Source organism: Streptomyces sp. WAC 01529 (genome assembly GCF_003945545.1).
In the GTDB taxonomy this organism is placed as follows: Bacteria; Actinomycetota; Actinomycetes; order Streptomycetales; family Streptomycetaceae; genus Streptomyces; species Streptomyces anatolicus.
In genome coordinates this window covers 2202255-2225288 of the sequence record NZ_CP029617.1, presented here as the reverse complement: position 1 = coordinate 2225288, position 23034 = coordinate 2202255, and the positions used below count along the sequence as shown (strand labels likewise).

Here is a 23034-nt window from a genome sequence, read left to right as displayed (position 1 = left end):
CGGCTACGGTACGGGCATGGTGAATTTCGTGCTGGTTGCGGGGGCGCGGCTCGGGGCGTGGGCGTGGGACGAGGTGGTTCCGTATCTGCGGGCAGCCGGCCACGGCGTTTTCCCGTTGACGCTGTCCGGTCTCGCTGAAAAGCGGGGTGTATTCGCGAGGCAGGCGACCCACGTCCAGGACATCGTCTCCGAAGTGGAACGCCGGGATCTGCGTGATGTGGTCCTGGTCGGTCACAGCTATTCAGGAATCCCGGTCGGCCAGGCCGCGGAGCGGATCGGCGATCGGCTGAGCCGTGTGGTGTTCGTCGACTCAAGCATTCCCGTTGACGGCGAATCGTTTGTCTCCGCCTGGCCGGATGGTGGGGCGGCGGTGAAGGCGTCGATTGCCGAGAATGGTGGATTCTGGCCGCTCGTGTCGGCTGCTCACTATGACGGCGAGGATCTCACCGACGAACAGATCGCACGACTCATCGGTGGCGCAACGCCCCACCCGGGCGCCACGCTGACCGAGCCCGCCGTGCTCGCGAAGCCGCTCGGTGAACTCCCGGCGACGTACATCCTCTGTCTGCCCGACGACGCCGACTCCGACGACGCCGACTCCGACGACGCCGACTCCGACGACGCCGACTCCGACGACGCCGAGCCCGACGAAGACGTGGCCGAGCTGCTGAAGAGCGAGCACTGGCGGCTGGCCAAGATGAACACCGGCCATTGGCCGATGTTCTCCCAGCCGCGTGAACTGGCGCAGGTACTGATCGCTTCCGCCGAGGAGTAACGGCGGATTAGACAGGTGGCCAGGGAAATGGAGGGGCCGACGAGAGCCGGCCCCTCCGCGGCGCGCTCCGCGTTGCCGCGCGGAGGCGTGCCAGGTTCGTGGTCTTTCCGCTGTGGTCTGCGGCCCGTGACGTCAAGACGAGGTGAGACGCTTTCTGCGTCCCCCGTAGTGAACCCGATGTGATGCTCGCAAGCGGGATGCCGATCGGCCAGTCCAGGGCCGGGCTCGCATGCATCAACTTGCCTCCCGTTGCGGGACGTATGTTCGGTAATTCTTCGTTCATGCAGGTGGCAAGGGGCCGTTGAGCGACTTTGGCGCCGCATCAATGCCGCGCGAGCGGGGCGGGAGTGCATCAATCCGCAAGGGCATCGGATCTCGTGCCACGATGCTCCAACGGGCGCTTGCCGGTGCCCAGTTGAGAATGCGGCCCGTGACTGAGCCGGGTATGGCAATGGCATCCCCGGCACTTCGAGATCCAGAGGAACCCATGTACACACATCGGCGTCTTACCTGTGCCACACCGAAGCCGGCTGCCCGTCTGGACGGCAAGCAGACCGTCATCGTCATCGTGGTCCTCGTACTGGGCGTGGCCATGGCGCTGACCGGAATGCCCGTCATCGTCGTGGCCGAGGTCCTGACGGCTTGCGGCCTGATCGGCGCCCATGTGGCACGGCGTGCTCCGTCCGCGCCCGTCGGTCCGTGACCGGGGCCGGCCGGCCATGGCGCGCCCGGAACAGCCGATCTCCACGATTGACCCGGCTCTGGAGCAGCTCGCGGAGTGGCTGCGCAGACAGCGTCGGGCGGCGGGTCTGACCCACCGGGAGATGGCCCGGAAGTCCGGGCACGTCTTCTCCGCCACCACCTACTCTCGCGCCACCAGCGGGGCCAGGATCCCCCGTCTGCCCGTGGTGGAGGCATATGCCAAGGCGTGCGGGGCTCCGGTCTGGAGGGCGCGACAGTTGTGGCGGGCCGCTCGTGGCGCCGAGCAGCCGCGAGCGGGGGTGCTGAGGCCGGACCGGGTGCGCGATCGTGAGGGGTTGATCAAGGCGCTGCAGGAGCTCTACCGCTTGGCAGGGGCGATGCCCGTGGAGGACATGGAGCGTCGGGCCGGTGAGCACGGAGAGCTGCCGCACAGCACCGTGCTCCGGATGCTGGCGGGCAAGTCCATGCTCGCGGTCGATCAGCTCATGGTCTTCCTGACGGTATGCGGCGTGACCGACCAGGATGACCGGGACCAGTGGCGCAGTGCCTGGCAGCGGGCCCGGCGCCGTCTGGACGTGCAACGGATGAGAGGCCACCTCACCCGGATGCACGAAACCTCGGCACATAGGCGTCGACGTGCCCACGACGAGCGCGCCCACGACGAGCGGGGGCCCGCGGCCGGGACCGGCCCGGAGATCCAGTGGGTGACGCCTTACCCGGCCGTAGGCCTGGCGATGCCACGGAATCAGCACAAGAGCCTGCCGGTGCCGTAGGGGCCCTCCGTCAGGGGCGCGGGAACCGCGCGTTCAGCGCACGGAAGGCCGCGGACACGTCCGCCGAGGACCGGGCACACGCGTCAGCGGCATTCCGGTTGGTTGCTCCCCCCAGTCTCCCGCGTCCCTAACGGGGCACGATCGCGTCCCGAAGCGACGTCGTCGCCCGCACCCGGTACTCCTGGATCGCCCACCCGTTCCCGTCCGGGTCCTTGAAGTACATGAACGTGCCGCCGTCCTGCGGCGCGTGCTGGACCGGCTCGGTGATGTCCAGGCCGCGTGCCGTCAGCTCGGCGTGCGCGGCCTTAGCGTCGGCGACGCACAGCTGCAGGCCCTGGTAGGAACCGGCGGCCGGCTTCGGGCCCGCCATCGTCTCCCAGAGCGCGTCGCCCGCCAGGGCGATGGAACAGCCCGAGCCCGGCGGGGTCAGCTGGACGATGCGCATGCCCGGCATGACCTCCGCGTCGATGTCGACGTGGAAGCCGAGCTTGTCGCGGTAGAAGTCCATGGACCGGTCGAGGTCGCTCACCGGCAGCGGGATCACTTCGAGTGTGTATTCCATGGGCCGCAGTACATCAGGGAGTTGGGGTCCTGTCAGCGCCCGCGCCCCGGGGTGTCGCGGGCCCGTGGTGGCAGCGGCCGCCCAGCCACGCCGTGGGCAACGGGGTGCCATGAGGGCGGCCGTCCGGGGTGAGGCCGTAGGCTCGGGCGCAGGAGTGATCGAACGGAGGCGCGAGGCCATGACGGTGCCGCAAGGACGCAGGAGCAGTACGTTCACCCGGCTGCTGCGGCACGGATTCACCGACCCGTCCGCGGCCGAGCGCCTGCTCGACGCCCCGGAGCTGAGCAGCGTCCGCTCCGACCCGCTGCTCCTGGACGCGCTGGGCGCCACCGCCGACCCCGATCTGGCCCTGCTCGGCCTGGTGCGTCTCGTGGAGGCGCAGGAGGACGAGAACGGCCGGCGCGAGCTGCTGGACACCCTGGTCACCGCCAAGCCCCTGCGCGACCGCCTGCTCGGGGTGATGGGCGCCTCCGAGGCCCTCGCCGACCACCTCGCCCGGCACCCCCGCGACTGGCGGGCCCTCGCCACGTACGAGTCCGCCGACCTGCACCCCGGCGTGGCGGACTTCGAGCGCGGCCTGGCCGACGCCACCGACCCCGTCTCGCTGCGCGTCGCCTACCGCCGCTGCCTGCTGGCCATCGCCGCCCGTGACGTGTGCGGCACCACCGATGTCGCCGAGGCGGCGGCCGAGCTGGCGGACCTCGCGACGGCGACGCTGCGCGCGGCCCTCGCCATGGCCTGCGCCGAGGCCCCCGGCGACGCCGCGCAGTGCAGGCTCGCGGTCATCGCGATGGGCAAGTGCGGTGGCCATGAGCTGAACTACGTCTCCGATGTCGACGTCATCTTCGTCGCCGAGCCCACTGAGGGCGGGGAGAGCGGGGCAGGCGCCGACGAGGGCAAGGCCCTGCGCGCCGCCACCCGCCTCGCCTCCCACATGATGCGGATCTGCTCCGAGACGAACATCGAGGGCACGATCTGGCCGGTCGACGCCAACCTCCGCCCCGAGGGCAGGAACGGCCCCCTGGTGCGGACCCTCTCCAGCCACCTCGCCTACTACCAGCGCTGGGCGAAGACCTGGGAGTTCCAGGCGCTGCTCAAGGCCCGCCCGGTCGCGGGAGACCTCGCGCTCGGCGAGGAGTACGTCACCACGCTCGCGCCACTGGTCTGGCACGCCGCCGAGCGCGAGAACTTCGTGCCCGACGTGCAGAAGATGCGCCGCAGGGTCGTCGAGAACATCCCCGCCGGAGAGGTCGACCGGGAGCTGAAGCTCGGCCCCGGCGGGCTGCGGGACGTCGAGTTCGCCGTCCAGATGCTCCAGTTGGTGCACGGCCGCAGCGACGCCTCGATCCGCAGCGGCTCGACCCTCGCCGCCCTGCACGCCCTCGGCGCGGGCGGCTACGTGGGCCGGGTCGACGCGGCCCAGCTCGACGACGCCTACCGCTTCCTGCGCTCCCTGGAGCACCGCATCCAGCTGTACAGGCTGCGCCGCACCCATCTCGTGCCCGAGAACGACGCCGACCTGCGCCGCATCGGCCGCTCCCTGGGAATGCGCACGGAACCGATCACCGAGCTGGGCCGCGCCTGGAAGCGGCACACCTCCGTCGTACGCCGCCTGCACGAGAAGCTCTTCTACCGCCCCCTCCTCGACGCCGTCGCCCAACTCGCCCCCGGCGAGGCCCGCCTGAGCACGGAAGCGGCCCGCGAACGGCTCATCGCGCTCGGCTACGCGGACCCGAGCAGCGCCCTGCGCCACCTGGAGGCGCTGGCCTCGGGCGTCTCCCGCAAGGCGGCCATCCAGCGCACGCTGCTGCCCGTCCTGCTCGGCTGGTTCGCGGACTCCGCGGACCCCGACGCGGGCCTGCTGAACTTCCGCCAGGTCTCCGACGCCCTCGGCAAGACCCCCTGGTACCTGCGGCTGCTGCGCGACGAGGGAGCCGCCGCCGAGAACCTCGCCCGCGTCCTGTCCGCCGGACGCCTCGCCCCCGACCTGCTGCTCCGCGCCCCCGAGGCGGTCGCCCTGCTCGGCGACGAGCGGGGCCTCGTACCGCGCGGCCGCGCCCACCTGGAGCAGGAGATTCTGGCGGCGGTGCGCCGCGCGGACGGCGCCGAGCAGGCGGTGACGGCGGCGCGCGGGGTACGCCGCCGTGAGCTGTTCCGCACCGCCGCCGGGGACATCATCGGCTCGTACGGCACCGAGGAGAGCCCCGCCGAGGCCGACCCGGGCGCGCTGGTGGACCGGGTGGGCGACGCGATCTCCGACCTCACGGCCGCCACGATCGCGGGCACCCTGCGCGCGGTCGTCCGCGAGGGCTGGGGCGACACGCTGCCGACCCGCTTCGCGGTCATCGGCATGGGCCGCTTCGGCGGCCACGAGCTGGCCTACGGCTCGGACGCGGACGTCCTCTTCGTCCACGAGCCCCGCGAGGGCGCCGACGAGCAGGAGGCGGCGAAGGCCGCGGCGAAGGTGGTCGCGGAGATGCGCAGGCTCCTCCAACTCCCCTCCTCCGACCCGCCGCTGGCCATCGACGCGGATCTGCGCCCGGAGGGCAGGAGCGGCCCGCTGGTGCGCACGCTCAAGTCGTACGAGGCCTACTACCGCCGCTGGTCCCTGGTCTGGGAGTCCCAGGCGCTGCTGAGGGCCGAACCGGTCGCGGGGGACGAGGAGCTGGGCCGCGCCTTCATCGACCTGGTGGCCCCCCTGCGCTATCCGGCGGAGGGCCTGGGCGAGGACGCCGTGCGTGAGATCCGCCGCCTCAAGGCCCGCATGGAGGCGGAACGGATGCCGCGCGGCGCCGACCCGACCCTCCACGCCAAGCTGGGCCGCGGCGGCCTGTCCGACGTCGAATGGACCGTCCAGCTCCTCCAGCTGCGACACGGCTGGGCTGAGCCGGGCCTGCGGACGACCCGCACCCGCGAGGCCCTGGCTGCGGCCTGCGCGGCGGGCCTGGTCCCGGCCCAGGACGCGGCGATCCTCGACGAGGCGTGGGTCCTCGCGACCCGGGTGCGGAACGCGGTGATGCTCGTACGCGGCAGGGCGGGCGACACGTTCCCCTCCGGGGGCCGCGAGCTGGCCGCGGTGGGCCGGTACCTGGGCTACGACGCGGGGCACGTCGGCGACATGCTGGACGACTACCGCAGGATCACGCGCCGGGCGCGGGCGGTCGTGGAGGAGCGGTTCTACGGGGCGTAGGCCCCGGGAGTCCTGCGGGCCGCCGCCACCTCGCGCGGCAGCGCGTACGGCCGCGCCCCGTACCAGAGCCGGGCCACCGCGAAGCCGAAGGCCAGGCAGATCATGCCGCCGACCGCGTCCAGCCAGAAGTGGTTGGCGGTCGCCACGATCACCACGAGCGTCGCCGTGGGGTAGAGCAGGCCGAGCACCTTCGCCCACGGCGCCGAGGCCAGGGCGAAGATCGTCAGGCCGCACCACAGGGACCAGCCGATGTGCATCGACGGCATCGCCGCGTACTGGTTCGACATGCTCTTCAGGTCGCCCGAGGCCATCGAGCCCCACGTGTGGTGGACCAGGACCGTGTCGATGAAGGCCGTGCCGTTCATCAGCCGGGGCGGCGCCAGCGGATACAGGTAGTAGCCGAGCAGGGCCACCGCCGTCGTCGCGAAGAGGACCAGGCGCGTGGCCGCGTACCGGCCGGGATGCCATTTGAAGAGCCAGACCAGGACACCGAGCGTCACCACGAAGTGCAGCGTCGCGTAGTAGTAGTTCATGCCGACGATGAGCCATGTCACCGAGTCGACGGCGTGGTTGACGCTCTTCTCGACGGCGATCCCGAGATCGTGCTCGACGCGCCAGATCCAGTCCGCGTTCCGCAGCGCCTGCGCCTTCTGCTCCGGGACCGCGTTGCGGATCAGTGAGTACGTCCAGTAACTCACCGCGATCAGCAGGATCTCGAACCACAGCCGAGGACGGCGGGGGGAGCGCAGACGACGCAGGACGTCCCGCCCACTGCGGTCGTCCCGCTCGCCCGCCAGGGGCTCGCCCGCGATGGGTGGATCAGCGGGGGCCTGCCGGCCCTCAAGTGTCGTCACGATCGTCTCACCCATAGGCACAGAGTCTGCCAGATCCCCGCCCCCCGACCGATCATCCCCTGGTCGGGTCCGGACCGCATTCTCTACACCGCAAGGACGAGCCCGTGATCCGGGGGATCCCTAGGGGCGCCTGGGCGCCGAGGCGGTTGAACCTCGAACCACCAGCTCCGGCATGAAGACGAATTCGCTGTGCGGGGCGGGGGTCCCGCCGATCTCCTCCAGGAGAGTACGCACCGCCGCCTGCCCCATCGCGGGCACCGGCTTGCGGACCGTGGTCAGCGGTGGATCGGTGAACGCGATCAGCGGCGAGTCGTCGAAGCCGACCACCGAGACGTCGTCCGGGACCTCCAGACCGCGCTGGCGGGCCGCCCGTATCGCCCCGAGCGCCATCATGTCGCTGGCGCACGCGATCGCCGTGCAGCCGCGGTCCATCAGCGCCGCGGCCGCCGCCTGGCCGCCCTCCAGGGTATAGAGGGAGTGCTGGACGAGATCCCCCTCGATCTCCTCCGGCGACAGGCCCAGCTGGTCCTGCATCGTGCGTACGAAACCCTCGATCTTCCGCTGGACCGGCACGAACCGCTTGGGGCCGAGGGCCAGCCCTACGCGCGTATGACCCAGGGAGACGAGGTGCGTGACCGCCAGCCGCATCGCCGCGCGGTCGTCCGGCGAGATGAACGGCGCCTGCACCTTCGGCGAGAAGCCGTCCACGAGGACGAAGGGCACGCCCTGCGCCCGCAGCTGCTCGTAGCGCTGCATGTCGGCCGAGGTGTCCGCGTGCAGCCCCGAGACGAAGATGATCCCGGCCACCCCGCGGTCCACCAGCATCTCGGTCAGCTCGTCCTCGGTGGAGCCGCCGGGGGTCTGGGTGGCGAGGACCGGGGTGTACCCCTGCCGGGTCAGCGCCTGCCCGATGACCTGGGCGAGCGCGGGGAATATGGGGTTCTCCAGCTCCGGCGTGATCAGCCCGACCAGGCCCGCGCTGCGCCGGCGCAGCCGCACCGGGCGCTCGTAGCCGAGCACGTCGAGCGCGGCGAGCACGGACTGACGGGTGGCCGCCGCGACGCCCGGCTTGCCGTTGAGCACGCGGCTTACTGTCGCTTCGCTGACCCCCGCCTGGGCTGCGATGTCGGCTAGCCGTGCGGTCACAGGATTGGACTGTACCGGTCGCATCTCAGGCTGCCCACCAGACCGTTGAATCGGCGGGCAGCACGGTCTCGTCGGCGCCCGCGGCCACCGCGTCGGCCTCCGCGCTCGCGAGGAGCGGCGTGCCGGGGGTGGGCAGGGTGACGGGGGAGGAGGTGAGGTTCACCGCGCAGACGAAGTCGCCCGTGGCGGAGGTGCGGCGGAAGGCAAGGACGCCCTCGGGGGCCTCCAGCCACTCGACGCCCCGGCCCGCGCCGAGCGCCGGGTGCTCGCGGCGCACGGCGAGCGCGGAGCGGTAGAACTCGAGCGTCGAGGCCGGGTCGCCGGTCTGGGCGGCCACCGAGAGGTCCTTCCAGGAGTCCGGCTGCGGGAGCCAGCTCGGGCCGCCCGCCACCGGGCCGAAGCCGAACGGCGCGCGCTCACCGGACCAGGGCAGCGGCACCCGGCACCCGTCGCGCGTGCCGTCCTGCCCGGTGGAGCGGAAGAACGCCGGGTCCTGGCGCACCTCGTCCGGCAGGTCGGTGACCTCGGGAAGCCCCAGCTCCTCGCCCTGGTAGATGTACGCGGAACCGGGCAGCGCCAGCATCAGCAGCGTGGCGGCCCGGGCCCGGCGCAGACCGCGCGCCTCGTCGCCGTCGGCGAAGCGGGTGGAGTGGCGTACGACGTCGTGGTTGGAGAGCACCCAGGTGGCGGGGGCGTCCACGGCGTTCATCGCGGCCAGCGAGCGGTCGATGACGGCGCGCAGCGCGTCGGCGTCCCACTCGGTCGTCAGGTACTCGAAGTTGAAGGCCTGGTGCAGCTCGTCGGGGCGCAGGTACAGGGCGCTGCGCTCGACGGTCGGCGTCCACGCCTCGGCGACGGCGATGCGCTCGGTGCCGTCCTCGCGCGTGTACTCGTCGAGGATCTTGCGCCAGTCGCGGTAGATCTCGTGGACGCCGTCCTGGTCGAAGTAGGGCACGGCCTGGCTGCCGAGCAGTTTGACCTGCTCCTCGTGGCCGATGTCGGGCAGGCCCTCCGCCTTGACCAGGCCGTGCGCGACGTCGATGCGGAAGCCGTCGATGCCGAGGTCGAGCCAGAAGCGCAGGATGGAGCGGAACTCGTCCTTGACCGCCGGGTGGTCCCAGTTGAAGTCGGGCTGCTCGGGCGCGAAGAGGTGGAGGTACCAGGAGCCGTCCTCGACGCGGGTCCAGGCGGGGCCGCCGAAGATGGACTCCCAGTCGTTCGGCGGCAGTTCGCCGTCGTCGCCCTTGCCGGGGCGGAAGTGGAAGCGGTCGCGCAGCGGCGAGCCGGGGCCCTCGCGCAGCGCCTGCTTGAACCACTCGTGCTGGTCGGAGCAGTGGTTGGGCACCAGGTCGACGATGACGCGCAGGCCCAGAGAGTGGGCTTCGCGCACGAGGTCGTCGGCGTCGGTGAGGGTGCCGAACATGGGGTCCACCGCGCGGTAGTCCGCCACGTCGTAACCGGCGTCGGCCTGCGGCGAGGCGTAGAAGGGGGAGAGCCAGACGGCGTCCACGCCCAGGTCGCGCAGGTGCGGCAGGCGGGCCGTGACGCCGGGCAGGTCGCCCATGCCGTCGCCGTTCCCGTCGGCGAAGCTGCGCGGGTAGACCTGGTAGATGACCGCGTCCCGCCACCACTCCCGGGTGGGCACGGAGTCGGTGAGGGCGGGCGCGGCGGTGACGTGCTGGGTCATGAAGTCCCTTAGGAGTGCGGGGAGTTGACGGGGTGGTGGCGGGTCAGGACTTGGTGCCGCCGGCCGTCAGGCCCGACACCAGATTGCGCTGGACCAGAAGGAAGACGAGCGTCGCCGGGACCAGGATGATCACCGAGGCGGCGGTCATCATGGCCCAGTCTGCGCGTGATTCGGTGGCGAAGGTACGGATTCCGACGGCGAGGGTGTAATGGTCGGCGCCCATGAACTGGGAGGCGTAGGCCACCTCTCCCCACGCGGTGAGGAAGCTGTAGAACGCCGTCACCGCGAGGCCCGGCTTGGCGAGCGGCACGATGAGCCGCCAGAAGGTGCCGAAGGGGGTGAGGCCGTCGACGCGTCCGGCCTCGTCGATCTCGTGCGGGATGGTGTCGAAGTAGCCCTTCATCATCCAGGCGCAGAAGGGGACCGCGGTCGTCGCGTACGTGAGGATGAGCCCCAGGTAGTTGTCGATCAGGTCGAAGCGGGCCAGGAGTTCGTAGAGCGGCACGATCAGGACGGCCATCGGGAACATCTGGGTGACCAGGAAGCTCCACATCAGCTGCCGGTGGCCGGGGAAGCGCATCCGGGAGACCGCGTAACCGGCGGTCGCCGCGAGGAAGACGCCGAGGACGGTGGTGCCGCCCGCGACGATCACCGAGGCGCCGAACCAGTGCGGGAAGTCGGTTTCGGTGAGGACCTTGACGTAGTTGTCCAGGCTCAGGTTGCCGAGCACCTCGCCCGGGCTCTGCCAGGCCGTCTTCGGGCCCAGCGAGATGAAGACGATCCACGCCACGGGGAAGGCGGCGACCAGGCTCGCCACGATCAGCGTGCCGTGCAGCGCGACGGAGGCGAGCGTGGAGCGCTCCTCGCGGCCGCGGACCTTCTTGGGGCGCGGCGCCGGGGTCTTGGCGAGCGCGCCGGTGGTGGCCGGGGAGTGGGTGGTTGCTGAGGTCATGGTGACGGGCCCCCTCAGGCCTGCTCGGTCTTGAGCTGGCGGCGGCGGTAGAAGGTCGAGAAGGCGAGGAGGAGGGCGAGGATCACGATTCCGTAGGTGGCTGCGCCGGAGTAGTCGGACACTCCGGTGAACGCCTTGCGGAAGGCGAAGGTCACGAGGATGTCCGCCTCACCGGTGGTGTTCTGGCCGAGCAGGAGGTAGATCACCGCGAACATGTTGAACGTCCAGATGCAGCCGAGCAGCACCACGGTGTGGGTGACCGGGCGCAGGCCGGGCAGGGTGACGTTCACGAAGCGCTGCCAGGGGGAGGCGCCGTCCATCTCCGAGGCCTCGTACAACTCCTTGGGGATGGACTGGAGTCCGCCGAGGAGCGCCACCATGTTGAAGGGGACGCCGATCCAGACGTTCACCATGATCACGGCGACCTTCTGGGCGAACGGTGTCGCCAGCCAGTTCTGGGCGGGCAGGCCGACGGCCGTGATCATCTCGTTGAAGACGCCGTACTGCGAGTTGAGCATCAGGCGCCAGGCGAAGACACCGACGAAGGCGGGGACCGCCCACGGCAGGATCAGCAGGGCGCGGTAGAGCAGCTTGGCCCGCATCTTGCGGTTGAGCAGGAGCGCGAGGCCCATGCCGATCGCGATGTGCAGGGCGACGCAGGAGACCGTCCATACGATCGTCCAGGTCAGGCGCGGATAGAAGTCGCCGTCCGCGCCCGAGAGGATCGACCAGTAGTTGTCGAGCCCGACCATCTTGTACGTCGCCGGGGCGTGGAAGGCCCCGATGTCGCGCGCCACGTTCGCCTCGTTGGCGTTGGTGAGCGAGAGGTAGAAGCCGTAGCCCAGCGGATACAGGACCAGTACGGCGAGGACGATGACGACCGGAGCCACCATCGCCCACGCGTACCAGTACTTCTGCCAGGAGTGGCGAAGCGCGGTGATCAACTCAGCCTGCCCTAGCTGCCGATGGTGTAGCCGGGGAGCAGCTTCTTGAAGTCCTCGGCGGCCGCGTCGAGGCCGGACTTCACGGAGACGTCACCCTGGAGGATCTTCGTGTACTGCTGCACCAGCGGCGTGAAGAGGCTGCCGACCTGGGGGAGCGCCACGCGCGGCCGCGCGGTCTTCATGATCGGGTGGAAGCCCTTGATGCGGGCGTCCTTGGTGACCTCGGGGGTGTACGCGGACTCGCGCGTCGGCAGCGTCGCGGTCTCGGCGGCGATCTTCTGCTGGCTCTTGGAGGAGGTCATGAACTGGGTGAAGAGGTACGCGGCGTCCAGGTTCTTGGAGCCCTGGTAGACGGTGAGGTCGTGGCCGCCGGTGGGGGCCTGCGGCTTGCCGGTGGAGCCGGCCGGGACCGGGGCGAAGCCGAGGTTGTCCTCGTCGCCCTTGAAGGCCTTGCCGGAGAGGTCGTCGGTGACCGACCAGGGGCCCTGGATGAGCATGGCGACCTCGCCGTTCTTGAACGAGGTCTGCATGTTGTCGTAGGCGTTGGCGAAGTCGACCTTCGCGGAGGCCTGGTCGTAGACCTTCTTCGCCGTGGTGACGGCCTTGACGGCCTCCGGCGAGTTGATCGTGATCTTCTTCGTCTTCGTGTCGGCGAGGTCGGTGCCCTCGCCGTAGAGGAAGGGCAGCAGGAAGTAGGAGTCGGGGTTGAGGTAGGTGCCCTCGACGCCGGTCTTCTTCTTGATGGTCTTCGACGTCTCGATGAACTCGTCCCAGGTGGTGGGCGCCTTCTCGATGCCGGCCTTCTTGAAGAGCTTCTTGTTGTAGAGGATGCCGAGGGTGTCGGTGACCGACGGGACGCCGTACGTCTTGCCCTGGTACTTCGTGGTGTTCAGCGGGCCCTCGGTGAAGTCGTCCGTGCCGCCCTTGAGGGCGAGGGTGCCGTCCAGCGGGGCGATGTAGTGCAGCGAGGCGTACTCGGGGATCAGGCCGACGTCGGCGCGCATCACGTCGGGGGCGCCCTTGCCGGTCTTCGCGGCCGACTTGAACTTCTGCTCGATCGACGCGAACTCGACGTTCTCGTAGTTGACGTCGATCTTCGGGTACTTCTGCTCGAAGTCGGCGATCAGCTTCTTGTAGACCGGCGCCTCGGTCGTGGCGTCCGAGGTGTCCCAGTAGGTGAGGGAGCCGGAGATGTCCTTGGCGTCCTTCGCCTTGCCGGTCGAGCCTTCGTCGTCGCTGCCGCAGGCGGTGGCGGTGAGCGCAAGGGCGCAGACCGCGGCGGCGATCGATATGCCACGTCGCATAGTGAACTCCTGAGGGATGGACCCGCTGAACCGTCCGTCCCATCGACGGCTGCCGGGCTGGCAGGAAGTTAACAGCCCTGCAAGGCTTTGCGGAAGAGCTTGCAACCACTTTGTGGCCCCGTAAGGGGCGCGGGGAACTGCGCGACCGGCCCAATACGGGCCGCACCCGTCATTTCGCGGCAGCGGGCAGACGCGATCGCGCCGCAAGGCGCCAACCGCACACCGAGAGGGCCTCTGCGGGCCGCCCTCGAGTCGCTCCTTGCAAACTCTTGCTGCAAGGGTGTCCCCCGGGTACCTTCCCCGGTCATGGCCCAGCTCAGGCACCGCACGGCAACCGGCACAGCCCTCGCACTCATCGCGGCCCTCCTCGCCGCGATACCGGCCGGGGCGGCGCCGCCCCCCGATCCCGGCCCCCTCGACCTGACGAAGTCCACCGCCCAGTGGATCGACCGCACCACCGTCGCCGTCAAGGACGACGGCGCGGCCGCGGGCACCACCACCCGGCTCGTCGCCGACCCCGACGGGGAACTCGCCGTGCGGGACGGCGAACTCACCGGCACCGGACGCGAGTCGGCCCTCCGCGAGATCCCCGGCGGCCTCTCCGCCGCCCAGCGCGCCCGCTTCCCGCACCTGTCCGCGTACGCCGCCTACGAAGTCGCCCCCCGAGACCGGAAGCACACCGCCGAAGACCTCACCGGCCAGGTGATCCTCACCCAACGCGCCTCCGACGGCACCCTCACCACCGCCACCGGCGTCCAGACCCAGGGCGTCCTCGACGACCTCTACGCGGCCCGCGCCACGAAGGCACGGCTCGGCCCGGTCTTCCGCGAGGGCGAGGTCACGCTCTCCGTGTGGGCCCCCACCGCCCGGTCCGTCGCCCTGGAACTCGGCGGCGCACGCGTGCCGATGCGGCGCGACGACGCGAGCGGCGTCTGGTCGGCCACCGGGCCGGAGCACTGGACCGGCAAGAGCTACCGCTACGTCGTCAAGGTCTTCTCCCCGAGCGCCCGCGCGGTCGTCACCAACAAGGTCACCGACCCCTACTCGCTCGGCCTGACCGCCGACTCCACCCGCAGCGTCGCCGTCGACCTCGCCGCCGACTCCCTCGCGCCCAGGGGCTGGCGGGACCTGGAGAAGCCGAAGGCCGTGCCGCTGCGGAACGCGCAGATCCAGGAACTGCACATCCGGGACTTCTCCGCCACCGACCGCACCGCGAAGGCCCGCCACCGCGGCACCTACCGCGCCTTCACCGACACCCGCAGCAAGGGCTCACGGCACCTGAGGAAGCTGGCGGAGGCCGGGACGTCGTACGTCCATCTCCTCCCCGCCTTCGACATCGCGACCATCCCCGAGCGCGCGGCCGACCAGAAGCGCCCCGACTGCGATCTCGCCTCCTTCGCCGCCGACTCCGAGAAGCAGCAGGAGTGCGTGGCCGCCGTCGCCGCCGACGACGCCTACAACTGGGGCTACGACCCCTTCCATTACACGGTGCCCGAAGGCTCGTACGCCACCGACCCCGACGGGACCCGGCGCACGGTCGAGTTCCGCGAGATGGTGCGGGCGCTCAACCGCGACGGGCTGCGCGTGGTCATGGACGTCGTCTACAACCACACGGCGGCGAGCGGCCAGGACCCCAAGTCCGTACTCGACAGAATCGTCCCCGGCTACTACCACCGGCTCCTCGCCGACGGCACCGTGGCGACCTCCACCTGCTGCGCGAACACCGCGCCCGAGAACGCCATGATGGGCAAGCTCGTCGTGGACTCCCTGGTCACCTGGGCCAGGCAGTACAAGATCGACGGCTTCCGCTTCGACCTGATGGGCCACCACCCCAAGGCCAACATCCTCGCCGTCCGCAAGGCCCTTGACGCGCTCACCCCCGCGCGGGACGGCGTCGACGGCAAGCGGATCATCCTCTACGGCGAGGGCTGGAACTTCGGCGAGGCCGCCGACGACGCCCGTTTCGTCCAGGCCACCCAGAAGAACATGGCGGGCACCGGCATCGCCACCTTCTCCGACCGGGCCCGCGACGCGGTGCGCGGCGGCGGCCCCTTCGACGACGACCCCGGCGTCCAGGGCTTCGCCAGCGGCCTGTACACCGACCCCAACGCCTCGCAGGCCAACGGCACCCCGGCCGAGCAGAAGGCCCGCCTCCTGCACTACCAGGACCTGATCAAGGTCGGCCTCACCGGCAACCTCGCCGACTACACCTTCACCGACTCCACGGGCCGCCGCGTCAAGGGCTCCGACGTCGACTACAACGGCGCCCCCGCGGGCTACGCGGCCGCCCCCGGCGACGCCCTCGCCTACGCCGACGCGCACGACAACGAAACCCTCTTCGACGCCCTCGCCTTCAAGCTGCCCCCGGCCACGACACCCGCCGACCGCGCGCGCATGCAGGTCCTCGCGATGGCGACCGCCGCACTCTCGCAGGGCCCCGCCCTCTCCCAGGCGGGCACCGACCGGCTGCGCTCCAAGTCCCTGGACCGCAACTCCTACGACAGCGGCGACTGGTTCAACGCCCTGCACTGGGACTGCCGCGACGGCAACGGCTTCGGGCGCGGCCTGCCCCCGGCCGCCGACAACAAGTCCAAGTGGCCCTACGGCAAGCCTCTGCTGACCTCCGTCCGGGTGGGCTGCGCGGAGATCGAGGGGGCCTCGGCCGCCTACCGGGAGCTGCTGAAGATCCGTACGACCGAGAAGGTCTTCGGCCGGCGCACCGCCGGCCAAGTCCAGCGGAATCTCTCCTTCCCTCTGTCGGGCCCCGCCGAGACGCCCGGCGTCATCACGCTGCGCGCGGGCGACCTCGTCGTGGTCTTCAACGCCACCCCCGAGACCCGGAAACAGCAGGTCCGGGCCGTCGCGGGCAGCATGTACCGACTCCACCCCATCCAGGCGAAAGGCACAGATCGTATCGTGAAGTCTGTTTCGTATGAGTCCAGTTCCGGGATCTTCACCGTTCCCGGTCGGACCGTCGCCGTCTTCTCCCGGAGCGCGCCCTAGGGCGCTAACTTGGTCGGGCAGGCCCGCCGGAGGCCTGCCCCACCGACATGCCCCTGAGGGGCCTCGCTTGAGCGCCAACGGCAAGGCAGACACCACGATCCTGGTAGTCGACGACACGGCCGCCAGTCGATACGCGCTGGGCGCGGTCCTGCGCCGGGACGGCCACCGCGTCATCCTCGCCGCCAGCGCGGGCGAGGCCCTCCTCGAACTCGACGCGCGGCACCGCGCGGGCGACCTGCCCGATGTGGCGCTCATCGACGTGGGCCTGCCCGACATGAGCGGCTTCGAGCTCTGCCGCCGGCTCAAGGAATCCCCGCAGACCGCCGTCGTGCCCGTCGTGCACTTCTCGGCGGCCCGCGTCGCCCCCGCCGACCGGTGCCGCGGCCTCGACGCGGGCGGTGAGGCCTATCTGACGGTGCCCGCCGAACCGGAGGAGATCCAGGCCGTCATCCGCGCCGTCGCCCGCGGCGCCCGCCACCGCAGCGACGCCGAGGCCGAGGCCGGGCACCTGACCCGGCTCGCCGAGACCATCCTCGACGTGCAGTCCGCCCGCTGCCCGCGCGAGCTTGCCGACGCCGCCGCCGCGGGCACCGACCGCCTCACCCGCGGCCCCGCCGCCGCCTTCATCCTCGGCGAGGACGGCGCGATGCACCGCGGCCTCTCCCGGCGCAGGGCCACCATCTCCCTGCCCGACGACGGCGCGCACGAAGCGGTGGCGCGGCTCGTCCTGCGCATCATGTCGGGCCACGTCGGCGTGCGCAGCACCTTCGCACCCGCCCCGCTCTGGCCGCCCGGCTTCTTCCACGCCGAGCCCGGCTCCGCGGCTCCCGACGGCGCCCGGCTCGCCCTGGCCCGCAGCCGCGAGGGGTGCGCGCCCGTGTGCCTCGCCACTCCCTCGTACGCCCAGGCGCCCGCCCCCGGCACCGGCCGTCTCGTGGGACGGCTCGCCCACGCCACCGCGCTCGCCGCCGAACGCCTGCTCATGTACGAGATGGAACGCCACATCGCGCTCACCCTCCAGCGCAGCTTCCTGCCCGCGCACGTGCCGCAGGTCCCCGGCACCGAAGTCGTCGTGCGCTACGAACCCGCCTCCCGCGACACGGAGATCGGCGGCGACTTCTACGCCGCGCTGCCCACCTCCGCGGGCGTCCTCACCGCCATCGGCGACGTCGTCGGCCACTCCCTCGACGCCGCCACCGTCATGGTCGAGATCCGGCACGCCCTGCGCGCCTACTGCGTCGACGAACCCGACCCCCGGGTCCTCGCCCACCGCCTCGACAAGATGCTCCAGCGCTACCACCCCGACGTGACGGCCACCCTCTGCCTGGCGCTCGTCGACCCGGCCACCGGACGCACCCGCGTCTCGAACGCCGGGCACATCCCGCCGCTCATCGTCAGCGACGACGGCGTCGCGACCTACCTGGAGGCGAGCGGCCCGCTGCTCGGCCTCGGTCTCGAAAGGCCCACGCCCACCGAGACGGTCCTGCTCCCCACCGATCGGCTCCTCATGGTCACCGACGGCCTCATCGAGACCCGCGGCACCGACCTCGCGGTCTCCATGGAGCACCTGCGCGTCGCCGCCGCCGAATCACCGCTCGGCGTCACGGCCCTGTGCGACACGCTGCTCGCCTGCTTCGGCCACGACAGGGACGACGACATCGCGCTCCTGGTCCTCGGCCTGACCGGGAATCCCTAGCCGGGCCGGCGGACCCCTAGGGGTCCGCCGGAGAGCCGCTTCTCCATCAGCGTCACGCCGTACGTGCTCCCGTCGGCGGCCACCTTCCCCGCCAGCTCCCCGACGACCGCGTACCCCGCGCCCTCGTAGTAGGCGCGCAGCCGGGGGTTGGCCGAAACACAGTCGAGGCGGGAGAGTTCACGTCCCGCCTCGGCGATGCGCCGCTCGGCCCGCGCGAGCAGCGCCCGCCCCGTGCCCGGCCGCGCCCCGCGCCGCACCATCAGCCGGTGCACGTAGCCCGCGACCGGCGCCCGCACACCCCAGGCGGCCTCGTCGTCCCACCAGATCTCGTACGCCCCGACGACCGCGTCCCCCTCGTGGGCGAGCCACACCTCCTCCACGCCCGAGGTGATCAGCCGGCGGAAGTGCCGTTCGTCCTTGTCGCCCGGCTTCCACTGGTCGATGCCGCGCTCCAGCATCCAGCGGGCCGCGCCGTCGTAGAGCCCCGCGAGGGTGGCCGTGTCGCTCTCGTCCGCGCCGCGGAAGGTCAGCAGTGCCGTCACGGTGCCAGCGCCGCCAGCCTGGTGATCAGCTCGGCGAACGGGCCGTCGGCCGGTTCCTGGGCGAGGATGCCGCGCAGCAGCTCGGCCATCTCCTCGTCGTAGGCGGCGCTCACCGCGGTCAGTGCCGCGAAGTCGTGCACCAGCTGCCGTTCCAGTTCCCCGCGCGGGATGCGCCGTCCGTCCAGCCAGAGCAGCGCCGTGGACTCGGCGAGCGAGATCCAGGAGCGCACGACCAGTTCAAGCCGGGCGGGCGGCTCGGTGACCCCCAGGTGCGCGAGGATCTGGTCGTACGCGGCCTGCCGCACCGAGTCGATGAGCGCGGTCGTCGTCGACACCGTCTCCCGCGCGCAGGGGCCGCCCGCCGAGACCGCGGGGCCGCCCCGCATCAGCGCGGAGAAGCCGGGACCGTGCTCGTCGACGAAGGACAGGAAGCGGCCCATCACCCGCAACAGCCGCTCCCCGAGCGGCCCTTCGCGCGGCTCCTCGAACCGCCCGGCCAGCTCCTCGGCCGCCCGCCGCAACGCCGCCTCGTACAGGCTGAGTTTGCCCGGGAAGTAGTGGTAGACCAGCGGGCGCGAGATGCCCGCGGCCGCTGCTATCTCGTCGATGGACACGTCGTCGGGCGAGCGGTGGCTGAAGAGGTCGAGCGCGACCCCGATCAACTGCTGCCGCCGCTCCTCGACACCCATCCTGCGGCGCACCCCGGTTGTCATACGAACACCTTACCGAGCAGATCCGGCCGCCCGACGGGCCGGTCCGCCAGGGGAGTTCACAGATCGAGCACCAGCCGCTCGCCGCGCGCACGCGAGACGCAGATGAGCATGGAGGTGGCCCGCTCGTCGTCCGTGAGCAGCTCGTCGCGGTGGTCGACCTCCCCTTCCAGGACCCGCTGTCGGCACGTGCCGCAGAAGCCCTGCTCGCAGGAGTACGCCGTGTCCGGCAGCTCGGCGCGGACCGCGGCGAGAACCGTGCTGTCCGCGCCGACCGCCACCGTGCGCCCGCTGCGCCGCAGCTCGACCTCGAAGGCCTCTTCGCGGCCGGTCGACGCGCGGGGTGAGAACCGCTCCAGATGCAGCGAGCACCCCGCGGGCAGCACGGCACCGACCGCCTCCATCAGCGGTTCCGGCCCGCATACGTGGACGGCGGCGCCGTCGGCCGCCCCGCCGAGGAAGGCGGCCACGTCCGGCAGCCCGCCCTCGTCCTCGGCGACGACGGTGACCCGCCCCTCGCGCCCACCGCCGAGCTTCACGACCTCTTCGAGGAACGGCATGGAGGCGCGCGTACGGCCCCCGTACAGCAGCCGCCACGGCGCCCCCGAGGCCTCGACGGCCCGCAGCATCGGCAGGATCGGCGTGATCCCGATGCCCCCGGCCACGAAGGCGTACGAGGGGGCGTCCGCGAGCGGGAAGCGGTTGCGCGGCCCCCGCACCTCGACCACGGCACCTTCCACCAGCCCGTGCACCTCGCGCGAGCCGCCCCTGCCGCCCTGCTCGGCGCCGATCAGCCGGGTCGCGACGGTGTATGAGGAGGAGTCCTCGGGGTCGCCGCAGAGCGAGTACTGCCGCACCCGCCCGGACGGGAGCACCAGATCGAGGTGGGCGCCCGGCCGCCAGCGCGGCAAGCCCTGTCCCTCCAGGCGGAGTTGGACGACTCCGTCGGCGACGCGTTCGTGCCGGGCGACACGCAGGCGCAGCGCGCGGGAGCGCCCCCGTCCGGAGACCGGCTCCTCCAGGGCGGGCAGCGGCCACAGCGGGGAGGCCGCTATGCGGCGGCGCAGGGCGCGCCGGGCGAGCAGGGCACCGCCCGCGGCGAGGGCGAGGGTGTGGACGCGGGGCATGTCAGAGGCCCCCGCCCGGCTGCCTGGCACCGGCGGCGGCCCGCTCGGAGCCGGCCCTTTCGGCGGCGGTGGCGGCCGGTGAGGAGGCGAGATAGGCCAGGGCCTGCTCCGTGCTGCCCTCCTGTGAGGGGTGGTAACCGCGGCTCAGGTAACGGGGGATGGAGCGGAGCATGGCGCCGGCCGTCGGCAGGGTGCCCGCGCGCCCGCTGCGGTAGAAGTCCTTGAGGCTCGCCTTGCCGTCGACGAGCGTCGGGTCGTTCTCCATGAAGAACCGCGCCCCGCGCTGCCAGAGGAAGACCAGGGCGGTGAACGCGGTCGCCCAGGTCCGCGCCCGGCGCCGGTAGCCGCCGTCGACGTGCAGGAACAGCTCGAAGGCCACCGACCGGTGCTCGACCTCCTCGGCGCCGTGCCAGCGCAGCAGGTCCAGCATGGTCGGGTCGGCGCCCCTGCGGTCCAGTTCCCGGGCGTTGAGGACCCAGTCGCCGAGGAAGGCGGTGTAGTGCTCGATGGCCGCGATCATCGCGACGCGCTCCATCAGCCACCAGTGGCGCGCCCTGCCCGGCGGCAGCGTGCGGTCCCCGAGCAGCTTCTCGAAGAGCCAGTCGACCTGCGCGGTGTACGGGGTCGGGTCGAGCCCCTGCTCCTTGAGGTGCGGCAGGACCTCGTCGTGGGCCTGCGAGTGCACCGCCTCCTGGCCGATGAACCCGATGACGTCCTCGCGCAGCCGCTCGTCCGTTATGTACGGCAGGACCTGCTTGTAGACGTGCACGAACCAGCGCTCACCGGCGGGCAGCAGCAGATGCAGCACGTTGATGGTGTGCGTGGTGAACGGGTCGCCCGGGAGCCAGTGGAGCGGGGTCTGCTCCCAGGAGAAGGAGACGTTGCGAGCCTTGAGCGATATGTGCTCGGACGCGACGGGCTCGGGCACCCGCCTCTGCGTGTTAGACATGGCGTCAATGTACTGATGGGTAGGTCGGGTGGTACAGGGGTGCGCGAAGGGAATTCGGCCCGAACGATCACTCGCCGCGCACCCCGCCCGCCGGGGCCCGCTACCCCAGCGTCGACACCTTCGTGCCGTCCGCCAGGGTGCCGGTCAGCCGCGCCCGTGCGGTGCGCTCCGTCCTGGCCGCGATGACGTTGCCCTGGACCCGGTCGCCGCCGGACGTGGTCAGGGACGTGACGTCCTTGCTGCCCGCGCCCAGGAGGTACCAGTTCCCGCCCCGGGACTTCCACAGGACGCCCGCGAGGACCTTCGGGTCGCGGGCGCCGCACGCGAGAGTGTCCTCGGCCTTGGCGGCCACGGCGCCCGCGGGCCCGCCCGCCGTCTCGAACTGGGCGAGGGACCGGCTGCCCGCGCCCCGCCAGGTCTCGGCGCGGGTGCAGACCCACTGGGCGGCGCCGTTGCCCTCGGGGAGGGTCTGACGGGCGTACGCCCAGGAGTTCACGGACCGTACGCCGTTCGAGCGCACCGTCGCGAGGGAACAGGCGGTCTTGGCCCAGTCCGCGGGCGCGGCCTCGCGCGGCGCCTCTGGGCGGCCCGCCGTCAGCCGGGCAGGGGTCAGCTCCCCGAGGTCGGTCGATGTCCGCACCGCACCGGTGTCGTCGCGCAGCCGCAGCGCGTTCCAGGACGTGCACTGTCCGGTCGGCGCGGGGCCGGCGAAGGGGTCGGTGACGCCGTCCTTGCCGCGGCGCAGGGGCTGGGCCCTGTCCGCGGGCTTCAGCAGGTCGCGGACCGCGGCGGCCTTGACCCAAGGGGCCGTCAGATAGCGGATGTTGCCGTCCGCGCGGCTGACGACGACGGCGCTCGCCTCGGGGCCGCTCGCGCCGTCCACCCGCGCGAAGTCCAGCGCGGCGCCGCTCGTGCCCTCCTTCGGCTCGGCATAGCGCACGATGCGCAGACCGTCGTGGAGCAGCACCACGCGCGCGGCGTCGACATCGCCCGCGAAGAGCAGCTGGGCGGGCCCGGGGGGCGCTCCGGAGGGAGTGCCGGGCGTGGCGGACACCTGGACGGTCTCACCGGGCCGCGCCCAGACGGCGAGGGCGCGGCGCAGGAGTTCCCGGTCGCCGGTGAGGTTGCCGCGGGCGGGCCACACGGAGAAGTCGGTGCGGGCGGAACGTTTCCACGCGCTCGCGGTCGCCACCGTCAACTGGCCGGGGTCGAGGGCGGCTTGGGCGGCGGGGTTTCGCGCGTACGGGGGAGCGGCGGCGCCGTCGGGCCCCCAGCCCTCGCCCGGCATACCGAGCAACGCCCCGCACACCAGCATGGCGAGGGCGGCGACACCGGCGGCCTTCATGTGCTGCCTGCGCCGCATCAGGTCGGTCGGCCTGGCCTGGAGGGAGCAGGGGTCGAACTCGGGGGAGGCGAGCAGGGCGTAGCGCGCCTCGACCTCGTCCGCCTCGTCGAGGGCGTCGTCGACGTCGTCGCACCCGGCGGCCGTCAGCACCGTGCACACGCCGGCGTCGTCGAGCCCCTCCAGGCCGCGCAGGACGTAGGCGGCGCGGGCGGCACCCGAGAGCTTGGCCAGGCGCTGGTCCAAGGCGAGTTCGTCGGCGCCGCCCGCACGCGGGAAGAGCCGCAGCCCCCGGACCTGGGGCAGCAGCGGCGGCAGCTGTGCCCGCCTGGGCAGGGCCTTCCACGTCAGGGGGAGCCCCGCGTCGAGCGCGCCGCGCAGGACCTGGAGGCGTACGTACGCGTACCCGGGGTCCCGCAGGTGCGGGCCGCCGCCCCGCTGCGAGGGGATGGCGACCTCGGTGCCCGACTTGCGGCCGCGCGGCAGGGCGCGCTGCGTGAGGGCGTGGGCGGTCAGGACCCGGCGGTTGCGGCCGAGGCTGGGTGGCAGCACCAGATAGGCCAACCGGACGAGCCGCGGGTAGTGCTCGACGAGGGCGGCCTCGGCCTGCTCCACGTCGAGGACGGGAGCGGGGGCGCTCGCGCTGGCGTTGGCGTTGGTGCTGGCGCCTGGGGACTGGGAAGGCTGAGACTGCACATTCGACGACACGTTCAGCAAAACGAGCGAATCCTCGGATGGTCACCTCAAGGCCGTCCGGGGTCGCTTCGTGCGGGCGT

Annotated in this window: 18 protein-coding genes; 6 read left to right on the top strand and 12 right to left on the bottom strand. The window is 71.9% G+C overall.

Annotated elements, in window-relative coordinates:
* The first annotated feature begins 16 nt into the window (after nt 1–16).
* From DMA15_RS10060 to DMA15_RS10050, 3 genes are all read left to right on the top strand, one after another.
* The gene (locus tag DMA15_RS10060) at nt 17–775 is read left to right on the top strand and encodes an alpha/beta hydrolase (RefSeq protein WP_125512436.1); all 759 of its coding nucleotides are present in this window, start codon (nt 17–19) and stop codon (nt 773–775) included.
* Nucleotides 776–1262: 487 nt separating this feature from the next.
* Nucleotides 1263–1478, top strand: coding sequence for a hypothetical protein (locus DMA15_RS10055; RefSeq protein ID WP_125512435.1), 216 nt, complete (start codon nt 1263–1265; stop codon nt 1476–1478).
* Nucleotides 1479–1494: 16 nt separating this feature from the next.
* Nucleotides 1495–2250, top strand: a complete 756-nt coding sequence (locus DMA15_RS10050) for a helix-turn-helix transcriptional regulator (RefSeq protein WP_164551717.1) — start codon at nt 1495–1497, stop codon at nt 2248–2250.
* Nucleotides 2251–2377: 127 nt separating this feature from the next.
* Here DMA15_RS10050 and DMA15_RS10045 read toward each other — a convergent pair whose 3' ends face one another.
* Entirely contained in the window at nt 2378–2812 is a 435-nt protein-coding gene (locus tag DMA15_RS10045) for a VOC family protein (RefSeq protein WP_125512433.1), read from the bottom strand.
* Nucleotides 2813–2990: 178 nt separating this feature from the next.
* On the opposite strand from DMA15_RS10045, the gene DMA15_RS10040 reads away from it, so the two are divergent.
* On the top strand, nt 2991–6002 hold the full coding sequence (locus DMA15_RS10040; RefSeq protein WP_125512432.1) for a bifunctional [glutamine synthetase] adenylyltransferase/[glutamine synthetase]-adenylyl-L-tyrosine phosphorylase: 3012 nt from the start codon (nt 2991–2993) through the stop codon (nt 6000–6002).
* Here DMA15_RS10040 and DMA15_RS10035 read toward each other — a convergent pair.
* From DMA15_RS10035 to DMA15_RS10010, 6 genes are all read right to left on the bottom strand, one after another.
* Nucleotides 5990–6871, bottom strand: coding sequence for a phosphatase PAP2 family protein (locus tag DMA15_RS10035; protein ID WP_125512431.1), 882 nt, complete (start codon nt 6869–6871; stop codon nt 5990–5992). The genes DMA15_RS10040 and DMA15_RS10035 overlap by 13 nt on opposite strands.
* A gap of 105 nt (nt 6872–6976) precedes the next feature.
* Nucleotides 6977–8002, bottom strand: a complete 1026-nt coding sequence (locus tag DMA15_RS10030; RefSeq protein ID WP_276314331.1) for a LacI family DNA-binding transcriptional regulator — start codon at nt 8000–8002, stop codon at nt 6977–6979.
* A 25-nt stretch (nt 8003–8027) separates the two neighbouring features.
* Entirely contained in the window at nt 8028–9689 is a 1662-nt protein-coding gene (locus tag DMA15_RS10025; RefSeq protein ID WP_125512429.1) for a glycoside hydrolase family 13 protein, read from the bottom strand.
* A 43-nt stretch (nt 9690–9732) separates the two neighbouring features.
* A complete protein-coding gene (locus DMA15_RS10020; protein WP_125512428.1) occupies nt 9733–10641 on the bottom strand; it encodes a carbohydrate ABC transporter permease in 909 nt (302 codons plus the stop codon).
* A 14-nt stretch (nt 10642–10655) separates the two neighbouring features.
* Nucleotides 10656–11534 carry a sugar ABC transporter permease gene (locus DMA15_RS10015; protein ID WP_125517544.1) on the bottom strand — a complete coding sequence of 293 codons (879 nt, stop codon included), beginning with the start codon at nt 11532–11534 and terminating at the stop codon, nt 10656–10658.
* A 62-nt stretch (nt 11535–11596) separates the two neighbouring features.
* Nucleotides 11597–12889, bottom strand: coding sequence for an extracellular solute-binding protein (locus tag DMA15_RS10010; RefSeq protein WP_125512427.1), 1293 nt, complete (start codon nt 12887–12889; stop codon nt 11597–11599).
* Nucleotides 12890–13195: 306 nt separating this feature from the next.
* Here DMA15_RS10010 and pulA point away from each other — a divergent pair, with 306 nt between their 5' ends.
* Nucleotides 13196–15892, top strand: coding sequence for a pullulanase-type alpha-1,6-glucosidase (pulA, locus tag DMA15_RS10005; RefSeq protein WP_125512426.1), 2697 nt, complete (start codon nt 13196–13198; stop codon nt 15890–15892).
* A gap of 67 nt (nt 15893–15959) precedes the next feature.
* Complete coding sequence (locus DMA15_RS10000) at nt 15960–17588, top strand: fused response regulator/phosphatase (protein ID WP_240659731.1); 1629 nt, start codon at nt 15960–15962, stop codon at nt 17586–17588.
* On the opposite strand, the gene DMA15_RS09995 is transcribed toward DMA15_RS10000, so the two are convergent.
* The 5 genes from DMA15_RS09995 to DMA15_RS09975 all read right to left on the bottom strand — a co-directional run bounded on the left by DMA15_RS09995 (nt 17585) and on the right by DMA15_RS09975 (nt 22954).
* Complete coding sequence (locus DMA15_RS09995; protein WP_240659730.1) at nt 17585–18130, bottom strand: GNAT family N-acetyltransferase; 546 nt, start codon at nt 18128–18130, stop codon at nt 17585–17587. The genes DMA15_RS10000 and DMA15_RS09995 overlap by 4 nt on opposite strands.
* Nucleotides 18127–18843 carry a TetR/AcrR family transcriptional regulator gene (locus DMA15_RS09990; protein WP_125512424.1) on the bottom strand — a complete coding sequence of 239 codons (717 nt, stop codon included), beginning with the start codon at nt 18841–18843 and terminating at the stop codon, nt 18127–18129. Before DMA15_RS09990 ends, DMA15_RS09995 begins: the two co-directional genes overlap by 4 nt.
* A gap of 56 nt (nt 18844–18899) precedes the next feature.
* The gene (locus DMA15_RS09985; RefSeq protein WP_125512423.1) at nt 18900–19967 is read right to left on the bottom strand and encodes a PDR/VanB family oxidoreductase; all 1068 of its coding nucleotides are present in this window, start codon (nt 19965–19967) and stop codon (nt 18900–18902) included.
* A 1-nt stretch (nt 19968) separates the two neighbouring features.
* Entirely contained in the window at nt 19969–20916 is a 948-nt protein-coding gene (locus DMA15_RS09980; protein ID WP_125512422.1) for a metal-dependent hydrolase, read from the bottom strand.
* Between the two features lie 100 nt (nt 20917–21016).
* The gene (locus DMA15_RS09975; protein WP_125512421.1) at nt 21017–22954 is read right to left on the bottom strand and encodes a hypothetical protein; all 1938 of its coding nucleotides are present in this window, start codon (nt 22952–22954) and stop codon (nt 21017–21019) included.
* Nucleotides 22955–23034 lie beyond the last annotated feature (80 nt).

Coding starts and splice junctions, on each gene's coding strand:
- DMA15_RS10060 (WP_125512436.1), top strand. CDS start 17: ATGGTGAATTTCGTGCTGGTTGCGGGGGCGCGGCTCGGGGCGTGGGCG.
- DMA15_RS10055 (WP_125512435.1), top strand. CDS start 1,263: ATGTACACACATCGGCGTCTTACCTGTGCCACACCGAAGCCGGCTGCC.
- DMA15_RS10050 (WP_164551717.1), top strand. CDS start 1,495: ATGGCGCGCCCGGAACAGCCGATCTCCACGATTGACCCGGCTCTGGAG.
- DMA15_RS10045 (WP_125512433.1), bottom strand. CDS start 2,812: ATGGAATACACACTCGAAGTGATCCCGCTGCCGGTGAGCGACCTCGAC.
- DMA15_RS10040 (WP_125512432.1), top strand. CDS start 2,991: ATGACGGTGCCGCAAGGACGCAGGAGCAGTACGTTCACCCGGCTGCTG.
- DMA15_RS10035 (WP_125512431.1), bottom strand. CDS start 6,871: ATGGGTGAGACGATCGTGACGACACTTGAGGGCCGGCAGGCCCCCGCT.
- DMA15_RS10025 (WP_125512429.1), bottom strand. CDS start 9,689: ATGACCCAGCACGTCACCGCCGCGCCCGCCCTCACCGACTCCGTGCCC.
- DMA15_RS10020 (WP_125512428.1), bottom strand. CDS start 10,641: ATGACCTCAGCAACCACCCACTCCCCGGCCACCACCGGCGCGCTCGCC.
- DMA15_RS10015 (WP_125517544.1), bottom strand. CDS start 11,534: ATGGTGGCTCCGGTCGTCATCGTCCTCGCCGTACTGGTCCTGTATCCG.
- DMA15_RS10010 (WP_125512427.1), bottom strand. CDS start 12,889: ATGCGACGTGGCATATCGATCGCCGCCGCGGTCTGCGCCCTTGCGCTC.
- pulA (WP_125512426.1), top strand. CDS start 13,196: ATGGCCCAGCTCAGGCACCGCACGGCAACCGGCACAGCCCTCGCACTC.
- DMA15_RS09990 (WP_125512424.1), bottom strand. CDS start 18,843: ATGACAACCGGGGTGCGCCGCAGGATGGGTGTCGAGGAGCGGCGGCAG.
- DMA15_RS09985 (WP_125512423.1), bottom strand. CDS start 19,967: ATGCCCCGCGTCCACACCCTCGCCCTCGCCGCGGGCGGTGCCCTGCTC.
- DMA15_RS09980 (WP_125512422.1), bottom strand. CDS start 20,916: ATGTCTAACACGCAGAGGCGGGTGCCCGAGCCCGTCGCGTCCGAGCAC.